The organism is Sphingomonas sp. 28-62-20, from assembly GCF_002281505.1.
The window spans coordinates 46843-64666 of the sequence record NZ_NCGH01000005.1 but is presented as its reverse complement, the minus strand read 5'-3'; the positions used below and the strand labels follow the sequence as shown (position 1 = coordinate 64666).

The 17824-nt window shown below is 61.4% G+C and carries 19 protein-coding genes; 12 read left to right on the top strand and 7 right to left on the bottom strand.

From position 1 onward, the window contains the following. Positions 1–13: 13 nt before the first annotated feature. Both B7Y43_RS05195 and B7Y43_RS05190 read right to left on the bottom strand, forming a co-directional pair. On the bottom strand, positions 14–1384 hold the full coding sequence (locus B7Y43_RS05195; protein ID WP_374130558.1) for a deoxyribodipyrimidine photo-lyase: 1371 nt from the start codon (positions 1382–1384) through the stop codon (positions 14–16). Continuing rightward, positions 1381–2319: a histone deacetylase gene (locus tag B7Y43_RS05190; RefSeq protein ID WP_374130637.1), complete on the bottom strand. Its 939-nt coding sequence runs from the start codon at positions 2317–2319 to the stop codon at positions 1381–1383. The genes B7Y43_RS05195 and B7Y43_RS05190 overlap by 4 nt, the downstream gene beginning before the upstream one ends. Before the next feature lie 54 nt (positions 2320–2373). On the opposite strand from B7Y43_RS05190, the gene B7Y43_RS05185 reads away from it, so the two are divergent. Beyond that, a complete protein-coding gene (locus B7Y43_RS05185; protein WP_374130557.1) occupies positions 2374–3330 on the top strand; it encodes an alpha/beta hydrolase in 957 nt (318 codons plus the stop codon). Further along, on the top strand, positions 3327–3800 hold the full coding sequence (locus tag B7Y43_RS05180) for an RNA pyrophosphohydrolase (protein WP_374130556.1): 474 nt from the start codon (positions 3327–3329) through the stop codon (positions 3798–3800). The genes B7Y43_RS05185 and B7Y43_RS05180 overlap by 4 nt, the downstream gene beginning before the upstream one ends. Here the strand turns inward: B7Y43_RS05180 and B7Y43_RS05175 are convergent. Together B7Y43_RS05175 and B7Y43_RS05170 are read right to left on the bottom strand one after the other, a co-directional pair. Next, entirely contained in the window at positions 3794–4261 is a 468-nt protein-coding gene (locus tag B7Y43_RS05175; RefSeq protein ID WP_374130555.1) for a DUF2269 family protein, read from the bottom strand. The genes B7Y43_RS05180 and B7Y43_RS05175 overlap by 7 nt on opposite strands. Before the next feature lie 62 nt (positions 4262–4323). Next, positions 4324–4836, bottom strand: coding sequence for a hypothetical protein (locus B7Y43_RS05170; protein WP_374130554.1), 513 nt, complete (start codon positions 4834–4836; stop codon positions 4324–4326). Between the two features lie 133 nt (positions 4837–4969). On the opposite strand from B7Y43_RS05170, the gene B7Y43_RS05165 reads away from it, so the two are divergent. From B7Y43_RS05165 to B7Y43_RS05130, 8 genes are all read left to right on the top strand, one after another. Next, positions 4970–6178 carry a hydrolase gene (locus tag B7Y43_RS05165; protein ID WP_374130553.1) on the top strand — a complete coding sequence of 403 codons (1209 nt, stop codon included), beginning with the start codon at positions 4970–4972 and terminating at the stop codon, positions 6176–6178. Further along, positions 6175–7191, top strand: a complete 1017-nt coding sequence (locus B7Y43_RS05160) for an arginine N-succinyltransferase (RefSeq protein WP_374130552.1) — start codon at positions 6175–6177, stop codon at positions 7189–7191. The genes B7Y43_RS05165 and B7Y43_RS05160 overlap by 4 nt, the downstream gene beginning before the upstream one ends. Continuing rightward, positions 7191–8456, top strand: a complete 1266-nt coding sequence (locus B7Y43_RS05155; protein ID WP_374130551.1) for an N-succinylarginine dihydrolase — start codon at positions 7191–7193, stop codon at positions 8454–8456. The genes B7Y43_RS05160 and B7Y43_RS05155 overlap by 1 nt, the downstream gene beginning before the upstream one ends. A gap of 52 nt (positions 8457–8508) precedes the next feature. Then, a complete protein-coding gene (locus tag B7Y43_RS05150; RefSeq protein WP_374130550.1) occupies positions 8509–8727 on the top strand; it encodes a hypothetical protein in 219 nt (72 codons plus the stop codon). 54 nt (positions 8728–8781) lie between these two features. Beyond that, on the top strand, positions 8782–9705 hold the full coding sequence (gene cysD / locus B7Y43_RS05145; RefSeq protein WP_374130636.1) for a sulfate adenylyltransferase subunit CysD: 924 nt from the start codon (positions 8782–8784) through the stop codon (positions 9703–9705). Next, on the top strand, positions 9705–11627 hold the full coding sequence (cysN, locus tag B7Y43_RS05140; protein ID WP_374130549.1) for a bifunctional sulfate adenylyltransferase subunit 1/adenylyl-sulfate kinase: 1923 nt from the start codon (positions 9705–9707) through the stop codon (positions 11625–11627). The genes cysD and cysN overlap by 1 nt, the downstream gene beginning before the upstream one ends. Further along, on the top strand, positions 11624–12391 hold the full coding sequence (locus B7Y43_RS05135; RefSeq protein WP_374130548.1) for a 3'(2'),5'-bisphosphate nucleotidase CysQ: 768 nt from the start codon (positions 11624–11626) through the stop codon (positions 12389–12391). Before cysN ends, B7Y43_RS05135 begins: the two co-directional genes overlap by 4 nt. Positions 12392–12464: 73 nt before the next feature. Next, positions 12465–13547, top strand: coding sequence for an ATP-binding protein (locus B7Y43_RS05130; protein ID WP_374130547.1), 1083 nt, complete (start codon positions 12465–12467; stop codon positions 13545–13547). A gap of 4 nt (positions 13548–13551) precedes the next feature. Here B7Y43_RS05130 and B7Y43_RS05125 read toward each other — a convergent pair whose 3' ends face one another. The 3 genes from B7Y43_RS05125 to recR all read right to left on the bottom strand — a co-directional run bounded on the left by B7Y43_RS05125 (position 13552) and on the right by recR (position 16009). After that, on the bottom strand, positions 13552–14694 hold the full coding sequence (locus tag B7Y43_RS05125; protein ID WP_374130546.1) for a glutathione S-transferase N-terminal domain-containing protein: 1143 nt from the start codon (positions 14692–14694) through the stop codon (positions 13552–13554). Between the two features lie 116 nt (positions 14695–14810). Continuing rightward, positions 14811–15335 carry a peptide deformylase gene (gene def, locus B7Y43_RS05120; RefSeq protein ID WP_374130545.1) on the bottom strand — a complete coding sequence of 175 codons (525 nt, stop codon included), beginning with the start codon at positions 15333–15335 and terminating at the stop codon, positions 14811–14813. 77 nt (positions 15336–15412) lie between these two features. Continuing rightward, entirely contained in the window at positions 15413–16009 is a 597-nt protein-coding gene (recR, locus tag B7Y43_RS05115; protein ID WP_374130544.1) for a recombination mediator RecR, read from the bottom strand. Between the two features lie 53 nt (positions 16010–16062). On the opposite strand from recR, the gene fmt reads away from it, so the two are divergent. Together fmt and truA are read left to right on the top strand one after the other, a co-directional pair. After that, a complete protein-coding gene (fmt, locus tag B7Y43_RS05110; protein ID WP_374130543.1) occupies positions 16063–16980 on the top strand; it encodes a methionyl-tRNA formyltransferase in 918 nt (305 codons plus the stop codon). Further along, positions 16977–17717: a tRNA pseudouridine(38-40) synthase TruA gene (gene truA / locus B7Y43_RS05105; RefSeq protein ID WP_374130542.1), complete on the top strand. Its 741-nt coding sequence runs from the start codon at positions 16977–16979 to the stop codon at positions 17715–17717. The genes fmt and truA overlap by 4 nt, the downstream gene beginning before the upstream one ends. The last annotated feature ends 107 nt before the right edge of the window (positions 17718–17824 follow it).

Below are 17824 nucleotides of genomic sequence, written 5' to 3'. Positions count from 1 at the left end.
CTCACAGTTTCTGTTAGATAGATTTGACGGCGTTGAGCGCCCTTTCACGCGCTTCTCGGTGGCCAATGCGCTTGGGCGGATAGGCTGCAGGCCGGCACCCAGCAGCTTCCGGATCATGGATCACCCCGTCGCTCAGTCTGGCCAATTCGGGCACCCAGCGACGGATGTAATCCTCAGCACCAAATTTCTCTGATTGGGAAAGCGGCGCCATGATCCGCACGAACATATTCGAATCGATGCCGGTGCCCGAAGTCCACTGCCAGTTGACGGCATTGCTGCCATAATCGGCATCGACCAGCGTATCCCAAAACCATTGCTCGCCACGCCGCCAATCGATCAACAGATGTTTGACGAGGAAAGAGGCAGCGATCATCCGAACGCGGTTATGCATCCACCCCGTTTCCCAAAGCTGGCGCATCCCGGCATCGACAATCGGATAGCCCGTGCGCCCCTGTTGCCAGGCCAGGAGATCGGCTTCTGCCGCTGGTCCTTCCCGCCAGGCCAGCGCATCAAAGGCCGGGCGCGCATTGGCGGCACCATATTCGGGGAATTGCAGGATCACATTCTGGGCATAATCGCGCCAGCCAAGCTCGCTTAAGAACGTGTCGACCGATCCCCCGGCCCCGGCAAAGCGATGCCAAAGCGTGGCGGGCGACACCTCGCCGAAATGGAGATGCGGCGAAAGCAATGAGGTGCCGACAATAGAGGGCAGATTGCGCTGCTCGGCATAGGCCGCAACGATCGGATCAAACGCCGCCAGACGCTTGAGCGCGCCCGTCTCGCCCGGAGTCCAAGCCGCCGCCATCCCCATTGCCCAATTGGGTTTGGTCGGCAGTAAATTCCACTCACGCAGATTGTCGCTTTCCGGCCATTCCGCTGGGCCAGCAATGCGCTCCGGCGTGGCGCTCGGTAGGCGTGGCGGCATTCTTGCTTGCAGCGCACGCCAAAAGGGCGTGAAAATCTTGTATTGGCCGCCACTGCCCGTCGCAATCGATCCGGGCGGGGCCAAATAATTGCCGTCATGCAGGACCAGATCAAGCCGCTTGGCCACCGCCTTCTGCGCATTGCGCCACCACGGTTCATAGTGTTGCAGCGCATGCACGCGCACGCTCCCCGTTTCCGCGGCGAGTGCGCACAGCACATCCTCGCAACGCCCGCGCCGCAGGATTAGCTGCGATCCTTGTTCCCGCAGCGCCATGTCGAGCGCCGTAAGGCTATGATGCAGCCACCAGCGTGACGCGCCGCCCATTCGCCGATGGCGCGGCGTTTCGTCATCAAGGACATAAACCGGCACAACCGGTCCCTCCGCCGCTGCGGCAATAAGTGCCGCGTGATCGGCGAGCCGCAGATCGCGGCGGAACCACAATATTGTCAGTGCGGTCATGCCTGGGTCATCCTAGGTTGGCGACGAGGCACTGGCCGCTCGGTAAACGTCGTGCCGAGCGCCAACATCGATGCGACATGGCGACGCGCAACTTCCATTGCATCAAGGCCATAGCCACCGCCAAGCGTGCTTGCCAGCGGCACAGCGCGATCGATCGCGAGCCCAGCGATGAATCGCTCGCGCTGCAAAAGCCCAGCGGCACTGAGCTTTAACCGGCCCAGTCGGTCACCCTCGAAAGGATCGACGCCTGCTTGATAGAGGATTAGATCGGGCGTGAATTGGTCGATCATTGGCACCAGCGTCTCGCTGAGTATCGCCAGATAGCCCTCATCCCCCACCCCGTCCGCCAGGCCGACATCGACGGTCGACCGTGCTTTGCGGGCCGGGAAATTCTTTTCCGCATGGATTGAATAGGTGGCGATACCGGGTCTACCCGCCGTAAGCGCCGCCGTGCCATCCCCCTGATGGACGTCGCAATCGACGATTAGCACCCGCGACACACGACCTTCGTCAATCAACCGGACAGCAACGATGGCCAGATCGTTGAACACGCAAAATCCTGCGCCGCAATCGGCTAGCGCGTGGTGGCTCCCGCCGGCATTATTGGCCGCAAATCCCCGTTGAAGGGCAAGCAAAGCGGCCAGCCACGTCCCGCCAGGTACAAGCTGCGCCCGACGGGCGACCAGCGGGGTGACGGCAAAGCCGATGCGGCGCTCCTTGTGCGGTGGCACCCGCGCCGCAACGACTTCCGCAACATAGTCCGCATCATGGACCGCCTCAATATGCGCAATTGGCATCGGTTCGGGAACATGCCAGTCGATCGCGTCGCTGCCATAGGCCAGCAGATCATGGACCAGCCCATTCTTGTTCCATTGATAGCCGCTACGCGCGGTTGCCGGGGCGACATAATCGGGGTGATGGACGACAGCGAACACGCCGCCTAGGTAGAGCCAGAAAGGCCTGCGCGCCATGGTTTCAGGAGAGATTGAATGTCCGAACACTACACCCGCCCCGATGTTGCGCAATTTCTGGCCTTTCTGAATGCCCTGCCCGGGCCCAAGACTCATGAGCTTCCCCCGGCGGCGGCACGGGCGATCTATGTCGCCAGCAAGGATGCTGCTGATCTGCCAATCGGCGAATTGGCGGTGATGCGCGACTTGACCGCGCCCGGCGCCGCCGGGCCAATCCCACTGCGCCTGTTCGACGCCCGCGCCGATCGGTCCGCTGGACCGGCATTGGTCTTTTTCCATGGCGGCGGCTTTGTGATTGGCGATCTTGACACCCATGCTGGCATTTGCGCGGAAATGGCGCGTCAGCTTGATCTGCCGGTGATCGCCGTTGATTATCGCCTCGCCCCCGAACACCCTTTCCCTGCAGCGACAGATGATTGCGAGGCCGCCGCGCGCTGGGTCGCCAGCAGCCCTGCCGAGCTTGGGCTGAGCGTCACCGGCCTGGTGCTGTCAGGCGACAGTGCCGGTGGGAACCTAACGATCGTGACCGCCATGGCGCTGCGCGATGGACCTGCGCACGTGCCAGTGATCGCCCAATTTCCAATCTATCCGACGGTCGATCGCGCCGATGCGCATGGCTCGTACGAAATGTTCGGTGAAGGTCGACTGCTCACCAAGGACGGCATGAAATGGTTTGATGAGGCCTATGCCGCCACCCCCGGTGACTGGCGCAGCGCACCGCTGCACGGCGCGCACCACGACATGCCGCCAACGCTGGTAATTACCGCTGGTCTCGATCCGTTGCGTGATCAGGGCCGTGCCTATGCAGCGGCGCTGATCGCGCAGGGCATCCCGACCGCGTACCGCGAGGCAGTTGGCAATATCCATGGTTTCGTCACGCTGCGCAAAGCCATCCCGTCGGCCCAGATCGAGGTGGATGGCGCCCTTGCCGTGCTGAAAGGCATCATCGCCGAGGCGGTAGCTGCGCAAGCATGAGCGACCTCCCCTATCGGCCCTGCGCCGGAATCATCATCGTCAATGCCGCAGGCCTGATCTTCGTTGGCCAACGGATCGATAGCACTGCCGAGGCGTGGCAATTGCCGCAGGGCGGCATTGACGATGGCGAAGACGCAGAGGCGGCAGCCTTGCGTGAACTGGGTGAAGAAACCGGGATTGCCGCCGACAAGGTCACGCTGATCGCGGTCGCGCCCGGCGAATTTTACTATGATCTGCCCGATGACCTGATCGGCAAGGTTTGGAAGGGCAAATGGCGCGGCCAGCGGCAGCGCTGGTTCCTGTACCGGTTGACCGGCGACGATAATGATATCGATATCGCGACGGCGCATCAGGAATTCAGCGCCTGGCGCTGGTCAACACGTGACGAGGTCATCGCCCTGGCAGTGCCCTTTAAGCGCAAGCTCTATCAGGATGTTTTTGCGGCGCTGGCTGACCATCTGCCTCAATAGGGCTTGGCGACCATCAGCCAGACGGCGGCAACCAGCGGCACCGTGCCGATCAGCCCCCAGATGATCCAGTTCAGGCTGTCACGCCGATAGGATTCCGGTATCTCACCGCCCTGGGCAAAAGTCTTCGCCACCTTGTGCTGCCGGATCTGGATCGGCAGCAGAATGATCAGCCAGATCATGCCGCCAATCACGAACAAAATCTGGCTCCACAACAGCCACTTCGTCCCGAACAAGTCGAGGCCAGCGATGATCGCCGCCGCATAGCCACCCGCCATCGTCAGGATGATTCCCCACAATGTCAGACTCCAATCGGTGATCGTTACCAGCCGCTGTGCAAAGCCGATGATCCGCGGATCATGCGTGCGATCGGCGAAAACCTTCCAAAAGGCGGTCGCCGTGATGTTGCCCATCAGCATGACGATACCGGTAATGTGCAGAAATTTTGCAATGTCATAGGCCATGGAGATGCTGCTTGTCCGTTACGCGACGACTGGCCGCTCCCTGCCGGGTGGCCCCAATCGCGTCAAGCAGGCGCGCCGCGCTCGATCCGTGCCATTTCCAGGATTGCAACAAACTGGCGCGCCTGTGCATCGAGGATCAGGCGGCCGACAACCGCTACGCCCGCGCCCGCCAACCCGCCCCCCCAAGCTGGTGCATAGCTGAGCAACACCTGCTGAGTCGCCAATGGCGCGACCTGCGCGACTAGGGCCCCCACCGAAAACGGGATCGAGACATAGGCGAACAAAATCGTCCGAGCGAGATAGCCTTGTCGCTCGGCATTGGTTCGTGCCAGCGCAAGCAAATCGTCAATCATCTGCGTATCGAGCTGGTCGAGCAGGGCAAATGCCCGGACAACACGCGGGCTCATCCGCATCCGTCGCAACCCATCGAACCCAGCCTGCGGGCGGGAGAACGTCCACAACATCGATGCCACAAACCGCCAGGTCGGAAACAGGCGATGAAGCGCCTCCCAATGCTGCCAAACCGGCCGTTCGGGTACAGGACCGAGCGGGGCAATGCCGATCAGGGGGTACATCAGCGACCTGTTCGCTAATTGCTGTTGCCGAGACATGTTTCACGCTTCCCCCTAGAATCAGGTACATCATGTCGCTGTCATCGAAGCGATGCAATTGGGTGGAGCAAGTCCGTTCTAGCCGCTATCAAGCGTCATGACCGCGCTGACCTCCCCCGAACACCGCCTGATTGAGGGTGCCGCCGATCAACCATTGCTGGCCCAGGTTGAGCGCTGGGCGGCCATCAACTCTGGCACACGCAACCTGAAGGGGTTGGCAGCGGTGGCGGGCGAACTGGCCGATGCGTTTTCGGTCCTGCCGGGGGAACTAACGCTGATCGACGCACCGGGGGTGGATACCGTTGGGAGCGATGGCACAATCACCGCCATCGACCACGGCCAACACCTCCATTTGTCCGTCAGGCCAGAGGCTGCCGTTCGTATTTTGCTGACGGGCCACATGGACACGGTGTTTCCCGTTGATCATCCTTTCCAGACGATCGCCCATCGCCCCGACGGGACGATCAATGGCCCCGGCGTTGCTGACATGAAAAGCGGGCTGGCGATCATGCGCGCGGCGCTGATCGCGATCGAGGCAAGCCCGATGGCAAGCCGGATCGGCTATGATGTGCTCATCAATTCGGACGAGGAGACAGGCTCGTTATCCTCCGCCCAACTGATCGAGCGGCTGGCAGGCAGCAAGATCGCCGCGCTCACCTACGAACCTGCGCTGCCCGATGGCACACTGGCGGGCGCGCGCGGCGGGACGGGCAATTTCTCAATTGTCGTTCGCGGGCGCAGTGCCCATGCCGGTCGCAATCCCGATGATGGCCGAAACGCTGTTGTTGCCGCTGCAGACATCGCGATCCAGCTCACCCGTGCGCGAAGCCCGACGCTTTCGGTCAACCCCGCGCGGATCGATGGAGGCGGGCCGAACAATGTCGTGCCTGACCTTGCCATCCTGCGCGTCAATTTTCGTCCGGCATCAAGTGATGAGATTTCGCGGGCCAAAGCGCATATTGATGCTGTCGTCGCCGACGCCGCTCGCCATCATGACGTCAATATTGTCGTCCATGGCGGCTTCAATCGGCCGCCCAAGCCAATTGATCCTGGTGCGGCCAAACTGTTTTCGCTGGTCAAGGCTGCAGGCGCAGATCTGGGGCTGGATATTGGCTGGCGCGCAACGGGCGGCGTTTGCGACGGTAACAACATCGCCGCCTGTGGCGTGCCGGTGGTCGATACGATGGGCGCACGCGGCGGCGCGATCCATTCTGCGGACGAATTTCTCCTGGTGGACAGTCTCGCCGAACGCGCTGCCTTGTCGGCGCTTGCGATTTTCAGGATTGCTGAACGGGGGCATTTGTGACCTTTCGCATTAGGGCCGCGCGCGACAGCGATCTCCAGCATTTATATGAAATGGCCAAACTGACCGGCGGGGGCTTTACCAACCTGCCACCCGACAAAACCGCGCTGACGAGCAAGCTCGAGCGCAGTCGCGACGCGTTCACGCGCGCCGATGGACCGATCACCGATGATCTCTTCGTCCTGATCCTCGAAAATGTCCAAACCGGGGAGGTACGCGGTACTTGCCAGATATTCACGCGAGTGGGGCAGAAATACCCCTTCTACAGCTACCGGATCGGGCAGCTAACCCAGCAGAGCAAAGAGCTGAACCGCACGTTCCGCGCCGATATGCTGGCACTCACCACCGATCTGGAGGGCTGCAGCGAGGTCGGCGGGTTGTTCCTCCATCCGGGCGAACGCGCGGGCGGGCTTGGGATGTTGCTGGCGCGCAGCCGCTATCTCTTTATCGCCCAGCACCGCGCGCGCTTTGCCGATCGCATATTGGCGGAGTTGCGCGGGATCATCGATGAAGCCGGTGGCTCGCCCTTTTGGGATGGGCTGGCGGGGCGGTTCTTCGGCATGAATTTCCAGGACGCTGATTATTTCAACGCGACCCATGGCCACCAGTTCATCGCCGACCTGTTCCCGAAGCACCCGATTTACGTATCGATGCTGTCGGAAACCGCGCGGGCGGCGATCGGCCTGCCGCATCCGTCCGGTCGGGCGGCAATGAGAATGCTGGAAAATGAAGGCTTTGCATTCGAAAATTACATCGACATCTTCGATGGTGGCCCGACCATGACCGCGCGCACCGACCAGGTGAAGACGATCGCCAACGCCCGCGCTGCCGCCGTTGCAGCGATCGACGACGACGGTGGTGAAGCGGCGCTGATCGCGACCGGCACGCTTGCCGATTTCCGCTGCGGCTATGGCAAGGTGCGTGAGGTGAACGGGGGTATCTCTATCGATCGCGCCTCAGCGGCGGCGCTCGCCATCGACGGCGGCGCCATGATCAGCTTCGTAAGGCGCGGATAATGCTTGTCGAAATCAATTTTGATGGCCTGATTGGCCCCAGCCATAATTATGCCGGGCTCAGCCACGGCAATCTCGCCGCGACCAGCAACGCCGGCAAGACGTCCCGCCCCCGCGAGGCGGCGCTGCAGGGCATCGCCAAGATGCGTGCAAACCTAGCACTGGGCCTAAACCAGGGCATTTTGCTGCCGCATGCCCGCCCAGATCACGCCTGGCTTGCTGCATTGTCGACCGACTATGCGACGGCAACGCCGGCCCTGAAAGCACAGGCCCTATCCGCATCGGCAATGTGGGCCGCCAATGCCGCCACCGTTTCTCCTGCGCCCGATAGCCAGGACGGGCGCTGCCATCTAAGCGTCGCCAATCTGGTAACGATGCCGCATCGCAGCCATGAATGGCCGGGCACGCTTGCCCAGTTGCGGCTTGCCTTTGCCAACCCGGCATTTGCCGTCCATGACCCGGTACCCGCTCCGTTTGGTGACGAGGGCGCCGCCAACCATATGCGCATGGCGAACGGGCATGCGTCGCCGGGGATTGAGGTTTTCGTTTATGGCACGGCAGGCGGTGGGTTCCCTGCTCGCCAGCGCCGCGAAGCCAGCGAAGCCGTCGCCCGCGCTCACCGCCTTGACCCGGCCCGAACCTTGTTCGTCGAACAATCCGAAACCGCGATTGCGGCCGGGGCATTCCACAATGATGTCGTTGCCGTCGCCAATGGTCCGGTATTGTTCGCGCATGAACTGGCCTTTGCCGATCGCGAACGATTCTACGCCGATCTCACCGATCGATTGCCCGAGGCGCAGATTATCGAAGTGCCGGCCGCCGCCGTCAGCCTGGCCGATGCAATCTCATCCTATTTGTTCAACGCCCAATTGGTAACCTTGCCGGACGGCGACATGGCGCTGATCCTGCCCGAAGAAGCACGCAGCAACGCCCGCGTCTGGGGCTGGTTGCAGCTGATGATTGCGGGCAATGGCCCAATCCGTCAGCTCAAGGTTGTCGATGTCCGCGAATCAATGGCCAATGGCGGGGGCCCCGCCTGCCTAAGGCTGCGGGTCGTGGCCGATCCGGCGACGGTCGACCCACGCTTTTTGGTCAATGATCAACGGCTCGATCAGCTTGCGGCTGTCATCGAGCGTCATTGGCCGGAAACGATAGACCCCAACGAGATCGGCAACCCCGCGCTGATCGCTGATATCGAAAATGCCCGGATCGCCCTGCTCGATGCCGTCGGCATTGTCGGGTTAATTGACAGTTTACCATCTTCGTAAAGCTGGAATCGCGCATTTCCCGGAATGGCCCGCTATTTGCTTAATCTAAGCCATGCTGCACAAGATCGCCCGCCTGTTTGTGATCAAGACCAAGTTCGAGGCATTTCTCGTCATTTATGGGCTTGGCACAGGGGCAATCGAACGGGGGCTCCATTATGTGCAGCAATATCCCGGCTATGGCGGCTGGCTGTTATTTTCCGTCTGCCCGATCGCCGTGTTCATGGCGGGCGCCCGCATTCTTGATTCAATCGAGCGGCAACAGGCGGATTGAAGCAACTTTTGCGGTGCCAACGATAACTTCGTGGCAGTTGTCCGACAGCAGGCTATCTCAGCGCCCATGAACGCCCCGCTTACCCATTTGCAACGGCTTGAGGCCGAAAGCATTCACATCATGCGCGAAGTCGTCGCTGAGGCGGACAAGCCAGTGATGCTCTATTCGGTCGGCAAGGATTCAGCTGTGATGCTGCACCTTGCCCGCAAAGCGTTTTTCCCCGCCCCGCCGCCCTTCCCTTTGCTGCATGTCGACACGACCTGGAAATTCCGCGCCATGTATGACCTGCGCGAAAAGGCCGCTGCGGACGCAGGGATGCACCTGATCGTCCACCAGAACCCGGAAGCGCTCACCCAGGGCATCAACCCGTTCGATCATGGCAGCCGCCACACTGATATGTGGAAAACCGAAGGGTTAAAGCAGGCGCTGGCGCTCCACGGTTTCGACGCGGCCTTTGGTGGTGCGCGGCGCGATGAGGAAAAGAGCCGTGCCAAGGAACGCATCTTCAGCTTCCGCTCTGCGCATCAGCGCTGGGACCCCAAAAGCCAGCGGCCCGAACTCTGGCAGCTCTATAATGCGCGCAAGAACAAGGGGGAGAGCATGCGCGTCTTCCCGATCTCCAACTGGACCGAACTCGACATCTGGCAATATATCCAGCTGGAAAACATCGAAATCGTCCCGCTCTATTTCAGCGCCCCCCGGCCGACCTATATTCATGATGGCCAGTTGTTCATGGCCGACGATGTCGACCGGATGGAGCGCGTCCTTGGTCGCAAGATCGATATTGAGGAACGCTGGGTACGCTTCCGCACATTGGGGTGCTTCCCCTTGAGCGGAGCGGTTGAAAGCCGCGCGACGACGCTGTCCGATGTGATCCAGGAAATGCTGCTGACCACCACCTCCGAACGCCAGGGCCGCGTGATCGATCACGATCAAGCCGCGAGCATGGAGAAGAAGAAGCAGGAGGGGTATTTCTGATGGCCCCCGCTCCCGCTTATGCCACCGAATTGCTGATCGCTGAGGATATCGACGCCTATCTGCGGCTGCACCAGCATAAATCGCTGCTGCGCTTCATCACTTGCGGTTCGGTCGATGACGGAAAGTCCACGTTGATCGGGCGTTTGCTGTACGATTCTAAGATGATCTTTGAGGATCAGCTTGCTGCGCTGGAAGCCGATAGCAAGCGGGTTGGCACCCAGGGGCAGGAGATTGATTTCGCCCTGCTCGTCGATGGCCTCGCCGCCGAGCGTGAACAGGGCATCACCATCGACGTTGCTTATCGCTTTTTCACAACCGAAAAGCGCAAATTCATCGTCGCCGATACACCGGGCCATGAACAATATACCCGCAACATGGTCACGGGCGCATCGACCGCTGACCTGGCAGTCATCCTGATCGATGCGCGAAAAGGCGTGCTGACTCAGACTCGGCGGCACAGCTACCTCGCCAAGCTGATCGGCATCCGCCACATCGTGCTGGCGGTGAACAAGATGGATCTGGTCGGCTATGATCAGGGCGTGTTTGATACGATCGTCGCAGAATATCGGGCATTCGCTGCGTCGATCGGGATAGAGGCCTTTACCGCCCTTCCGATTTCAGGATTTCGCGGCGACAACGTAGCGACGCGTTCAGAAGCCATGGACTGGTTCACCGGCCCCACGCTGATCGAGCACCTCGAAAGCGTCGATGTCGCCAGTGATGCGGCCCAGGCCGGGCCGTTTCGCATGCCGGTGCAATGGGTTAACCGCCCCAATCTCGATTTTCGGGGTTTTGCCGGGCAGATCGCTGCGGGCATTGTCCATCCAGGCGATCCAGTTCGCGTTCTTCCATCGGGTCGGGTCACGCATATCGACCGAATCGTGACGATGGACGGCGATCTTCAACAGGCGGTGGCCGGCCAGTCGGTCACGCTGACATTGAGCGATGAGGTCGATTGTTCGCGCGGCGATGTGATCGCCATTGCCGATTCGCCCCCCGAAGCCGCCGACCAGTTTTCCGCCACGATCGTTTGGATGGATGAAGCGCCGTTGCTGCCGGGTCGCGGCTATATCCTGAAGCTTGGCACGCAAACGGCTGGGGTGACGGTTCAGGCGCCCGACCATGTCGTTGATATCAACACCCTGGCCAAATTGTCAGCGCGCAGCCTTGGCCTCAACGATATTGGTGTCGCCGACATCCATACCGACCGCCCGATCGTTTTCGGGCCCTATGCCTCAGGCGCCGCGCTTGGGGGGTTTATCATCATCGATCGCGCGACCAACGCCACCGTCGCGACGGGCATGATCCGCCACGCGTTGCGGCGTTCAAAAAATGTCCATTGGCAAACAATCGAGATCGGTCGCGAGGCGCATGCCGCGCAAATGGGGCAGCAGCCGCGCGTGCTGTGGTTCACGGGGCTGTCGGGATCGGGCAAATCGACGATTGCCAATCTGGTCGAACAAAGGCTCCATGCGCTCGGCAAGCACACTTTCCTGCTTGATGGCGACAATGTCCGGCATGGACTCAACAAGGATTTGGGCTTTAGCGATGCCGACCGGATTGAAAATATCCGGCGCGTTGGCGAAGTGGCAAAGCTGATGACCGATGCCGGGCTGATTGTGCTGACCGCGTTTATCTCGCCTTTCCGCGCCGAACGCGACATGGTGCGCGGCATGCTGTCCTCCGACCAATTCGTCGAGATTTTCGTCGACACCCCGATCGAGCTCGCCGAAGCACGCGACGTCAAAGGCCTCTACAAGCGCGCCCGTGCTGGCGAAATCCCAAGCTTTACCGGCATTTCCAGTCCCTATGAACCGCCCGAATCCCCGGACATCTGGATCGACACCACCAACGAAAGTCCCGAAGCAGCAGCGCAGCGTATCGTCGAGCATGTCGTGGGAATCTGGAGTTACGACCTGTGAGCGACGCGGCCCTCGCCCGGTCAATTGCCGATGAAGCGGGCGCCTTGCTGCGCGACATTCGCGCCACGGCGACCTGTTCCGATCGCGAATTGGGGCAGCGCGGTGATCGGGAGGCGAACCTGTTGATCATCGATCGGCTGCGCGCCGCCCGACCGGACGACTTTATCCTTTCCGAAGAATCGCTTGATGATCGTGCACGCTGCGCGGCGCGGCGGGTGTGGATCATCGATCCGCTTGACGGAACGCGCGAATATTCGGAACGGTTGAATGACTGGGCCGTGCATATCGGCCTGGCGATAGATGGCGTACCAGCAAGCGGTGCCGTCGCCCTGCCCGCCTGTGGCCGCACTTTTGCCACCGACGATACCGCCCCACTGCCGGCGCTGCCACCAGGGCGTCCACGCATGGTCGTCAGCCGGACTCGGGCCCCCGTAATCGCCACTTTAGTCGCCGAAGCGATCGGTGCCAATCTGGTGCCAATGGGATCAGCCGGGGCAAAGGCAATGGCGGTGGTGGCCGGTGACGCCGAAATCTATCTTCACGATGGCGGCCAATATGAATGGGACAATTGCGCACCGGCGGCGGTGGCGATGGCCGCCGGATTCCATGCCTCGCGAATTGATGGTAGCCCGCTGGTTTATAACTGCATTGATCCGTTGCTGCCCGATCTACTGATCTGCCGGCCGGAATGGGCGGCCCCTGTGCTCGCTGCCATTGCCCGGCTCCGTCCCGCTCAGGGACCAGAGCAACCGCAACAAAGCTGATTGTTTCATGGTATAGACCGCATTATCGCCTTTGGTTGGCGCAAGGCGACGCCAGGGGCTCAGGAGACTTATTGTGCGGCTATCTCGCGGGCTTTTTATGGTGCTCGCCGCTCAGGCTTTGTTGGTCACAGCGATCCCGTCGGTCGCGCTGATCGTCGGCCTGAATTTCGTATTTGATCGCTTTCAGACGCTGTCGAGCAGCCTGGGCGCAGCGGTTGCCCGCACGGTGTTCCTGCGCGAACAGCTGATCGTGATTGGCGCGGTGCTCGGCGTGATGCTGCTGCTGATGCTGATTTTCAGCAGCATGATCGCCAATCGTATCGGTCGGCCTCAAAAAAACCTGCTTGATGCCAGCAACGCGGTTGCCGAGGGTAATTTCGCGGCCGAATTCGAAGAAATCGGCCCGCAGGAAACCGTTGTGACGATGCGCAATCTGCGCCGGATCGCCCGCTCGTTCGATCGCCTCGAAACCGCGCGCCGCACCTGGCTGGTCGCGATTGCAGAAGAATTGCGCAAACCCGTCGCCACGCTCGGCGATCAACTGCGCGCCGCGCGGGAAAGCGACAATGTTATCCAGGCTGAATCGTTCGAGAATATCGATGATAATGTTCAGCGGCTGATCGAAATTACCGAGGATCTTCAAGCCGTTGCCCTCGCCGATCTGGGGCGTCTGCCCGTCAATTTCGCACAGGTCGATCCCTGCGCGCTGATCCATAATGCGATCTGGACCAACAAGCGCCGTGCCGAGCGGGCCAAGGTAACGCTTGAGCCCGGCAAACTCCCAGCCACCACCGTGCTGGTAAAATGGGATGGGACGCGGATCGAACAGCTGTTCACCGCGCTGATCGAAAACAGCCTGCGCTATACGCCGCCGGGCGGGCGTATCCAGCTGGGCCTGGAGCAAAGCCGTGGCGCATGGCGACTGATTATTGATGACAGCGCGCCCGGGATTGACGTCGATCTTGCCCAGCGGCTGTTCGAACCCTTTTACCGCGCCACCGTCCTCCCTGGCGAATCAGTCACCAGCTCCGGGCTTGGTCTGGCAACGGCGCAGGCGATCGTCGAAGCGCATCATGGCCGCATCGATGCTGGCGCATCGCCGCTCGGCGGGGTGCGGGTGATGGTGATCCTACCAGCCACCACGCCAACCGCCTGATCGTTTAACTGCGGCGATCGGCACCCCAGACTTCCAGATTCCCGAGTCGCTCAACCGGACGGTGCGTCTGAAGTGTTGCCACCGCTTCAAGCCCGATGTTCGCCAGGATGTCAGTCAATGGCTCGCCCGCAGCAGCGATTGCTGTCTGCACGCGTTCGAGAAGGTAGAAGCGGTACGGCATCACCATTGTTTCGATCCGCATCCCGCGCCAATCGAAGCTCGCTCTGCCAATCATCCGCGTACCGGGATCGGGCAACCCGTTGGTGCCGGTCTGAAGATCAGGATGGCGATCGATCCAGTCATTGGCGAAATCGACATGCGCGGCGAGTTCCGGCAGATAGTCCTCCGCAATGAAGCGCAGCAGCGCGATCAGCGTTTCGGGGACGCCGTCATCCGCGATCAATGCTTCGGTGGGACAAAGCCCATCGAGCAAGGCTTGTTGCGCATTCATCCGCTCGGTCCAGCGCCAGACATGGAAAAAGCGCGTCTTCATGATCTGCGCCGGATAGGGATCACGCGCGAGATGGGCGTAGAGCGGGCCAATCAGGCCATAATCGCCAATCGTCGGCCGCCCGCCGAGCAGATAAGAATGGCCCGACAGATGCGCATCGAACAGCGCGAGAAACGCTTCATAGCTGGTTTCGATAACGGGGATGGTCTCGTCGGAGACACCAAAGCCCTGTTTCGCCTTGCGCATCCGGCCACTAGCGGCACCGAAAACGGCCTCGGCGACATCACCTGTTGCCCCGGGCATCAGTGCAGCCACGAAATCTGTCTTTAGAAAATCACGATTCTCGGCATCAAAATCCCAGCGATAATGCATCGCCGGGCGCAACAGCCCTTCGCCACCAAATAATTCAAACAGCAGCGATATCGCACGATGGACGGGCGTTTCGGGATAAGCACTGCGCCGCGCCAGTCCGGCCGCCTCAACATGGTCGATGATTGCCGCGCCGTCCTGAATAATCTCGCCGGTCGGGGTTTCCAGCACCGGGATGATCCAGCGACCAATCGCCTTGGTAATATCCGGCCAGGCCGCAGCGGCGGGGATATCTTCTTCGAAATCGATCCGCTGCTTGATCAGATAGGACCGTGCCTTGGCCGTATAAAGCGAACCGGGCATGCCATAGAGGCGGTAATCGGTCATCCAAACACCCTCTCAGCCGGGCGCAAGCCGCCCATGCCGGGCAACGCTTGGCCCAAAGCGGGTGATGATTTCAAATGATTTGCAGCAAGTGCACCGAAAAGGTGCCGATCACGGCCTTAAGCAGCCGCCTTGCGCTGCTTGGCTAGTTTTTTGAGCACCATTTCGCGCTTCAACCGCGACAGATGATCGATGAAGATGATCCCTTCCAGATGGTCCATCTCATGCTGGATGCAGGTGGCAAGCAGCCCTTCGAGCTGCTGGTCATGCGCGTTGCCGTCACGGTCGAGCCAGCGCACGCGGCAGCTGGCCGGGCGTTCCACTTCGGCATATTGATCGGGAACCGACAGGCAGCCCTCATTGTAGATGTTGAATGCGTCACCAGCGGCGACAATCTCGGGATTGATGAAGACCTGCGGATCGCGCACCGCTTTGCCGTCTTCGCCTTCCTCCTGAAGATCGATAACCAGCACGCGCTTCGGCACGCCGATCTGAATGGCGGCCAGGCCGATCCCGCGTGAGGCGTACATTGTATCGAACATATCGTCGATCAGCGCCCGCACCTGATCATCCACGACCTCAACAGGCGTGGAAATGGTCCGCAGGCGCGGGTCTGGAATCTCGACGATTTTGTGGACGGTCATGATGGTCAGCTAAGAAACGAGCAGGCAATCGTCAAGATGGCGTTATTGCTGAGCCGAGCGGGCTTAACCGAGCGGGCTTAGCCGACCGGCCGCCGCGCCCGCAGTGCCTGGGCCAACGTACCCTCATCGAGATAATCGAGCTCGCCACCCACCGGCAGCCCATGCGCGAGTTGCGTCACCCGCACCGGAAACTGTTCAATCCGCTCGGCAATGTAGTGCGCGGTGGTCTGTCCCTCCAGCGTCGCGTTCATCGCCAACACCACCTCATCTATCCCGCCCGCCGCAATCCGCCGCACCAGCTGGTCGATCGACAGATCCTCTGGCCGCACGCCATCAAGCGCGGAGAGCTTGCCGCCAAGAATATGGAAACGCCCCGGAAACAGCCGTGACCGATCGAGCGCCCAGAGGTCAGCGACTTCCTCAACAACACAAAGTAGTCGCTGGTCCCGGCGCGGGTCGGCACAGATACCACACGGATTGGTGGTATCGACATTGCCACAGGTGTCGCATGCCGTCAGCCGATCCCCCACCGCATCCAGCGCGGCGCGCAGCGGATCAAGCGCGGTTTCGCGTTTTTTGAGCAAGTGGAGCACCGCTCGGCGCGCCGATCGCGGACCGAGACCGGGCAGTCGGGCAAGCGCCTGGGTGAGCGCATCGATTTCAGGAGAAGCCATCCGCGACAGATAAGGGGTTGCAACCCGCAATGCCAAGCGGCGAAGGAGGGGGCATGCAGCCAAATCGCCTCCGCATAATTTTTATGGGCACCCCCGCCTTCTCGGTCCCGGTGCTCCAGGCGCTGGTCGATGCCGGTCATGACGTCGTCGCCAGCTATAGCCAGCCGCCACGGCCTGCCGGGCGTGGCAAGGCATTGATGCCCTCACCGGTACAGGCCAGGGCTGAACAATTGGGGATTGCCGTCAGGACACAGCTGAGCCTGCGGGTCAGCGACGCCCAGGCCGAGTTCGCCGCGTTTGGGGCTGATATCGCGGTGGTTGCTGCTTATGGGCTGATTTTGCCGCCGTCGGTACTTGCTGCCCCCCGGCTTGGCTGCCTCAACGTTCATGCCTCATTGCTGCCGCGCTGGCGTGGGGCAGCGCCGATCCAGCGCGCGATCCTGGCTGGTGATGCCGAAACAGGGGTGTGCATCATGCAGATGGAGGCCGGGCTCGATACCGGGCCGGTCCTGCACCGCGCGGCAACACCGATCGACGGCAAAACGGCTGGTGCGCTGACCGATGAACTCAGTGCCATGGGCGCCAGGCTGATGACGACAGTGCTCGCCGACATTGCCGCTTTTCCGCCCGCTCCCCAGCCCGATGACGGCATGACCTATGCCCCCAAGATCGACAAGGCCGAGGCACGGATCGACTGGACCCGCAGCGCCGATGAAATTGAACGGCTGATCCGCGCGTTCAATCCCGTCCCCGGCGCATTCTTTGAACATGGCGGCGAACGCTTCCGTATCCATGCGGCCATGATTGGCGCGGGCAGCGGATTGACTGGTCAGGTGATAGGCGACGCGCTGGAAATTGCCTGTGGCTCGGGCGTGGTGATCCCAACCCAGATTCAGCGCGCTGGTCGTGGCGTCATGCCGACATCCGAATTGCTGCGCGGTTTCCCGATTCCGGCCGGTACCCAGCTTTGACGCGCTTTGCCCTGACGATTGAATTTGACGGTCGCCCCTTCATGGGATGGCAGCGCCAGCCGCACGGTCCCAGCGTGCAGCAAGCGATTGAGGAAGCGATTGCCCGAATCGTGCCGGAACAACCCGCTGTCTATGCCGCCGGCCGCACCGATGCCGGGGTGCATGCCTATGGGATGCGCGCGCATGTCGATATCGCCCGCGCGATAACGCCGTTTCGGCTGATGGAGGCGCTCAACGCATTGCTCCGCCCCGCCCCCGTTGCCATCCTGTCTTGCGAAATCGCCCCAGATGACTGGCATGCGCGCTTTTCCTGCGTGGCGCGGCATTATGAATATCGCATCATCAACCGCCGCGCCCCGCTGACGGTCGAACGCGGCCTGGCATGGCGTGTCCCCGCGCTGCTCGATTCGCAGGCCATGGCAGCGGGCGCCGCCCGGCTGATCGGACGCCATGATTTCACGACTTTTCGTTCGGCCCATTGCCAGGCAGACAGCCCGCTCCGCACGCTCGACCGGCTAGAGGTAACGCGCGAAGGCGATGTGATCCGGATTGCGGCCTCAGCGCGCTCATTCCTGCATCATCAGGTCCGCTCGATGGTCGGCTGCCTGGCGCTGGTCGGCGAAGGGAAATGGCAGCCTGACGACATGGCGGCGGCGCTCGACGCGCGCGACCGCGCCGCGCTTGGCCTGAATGCGCCGCCCGACGGCTTGTTTTTCGTGCGCGCCGATTACCGATAGAGCGTGATGACGTTAGGTCGCTTCAACCTCATAGCCGTTCGGGCTGAGCGAAGTCGAAGCCCACGCGCTTCGCTTGCCCTTCGACTTCGCTCAGGGCGAACGGGGTT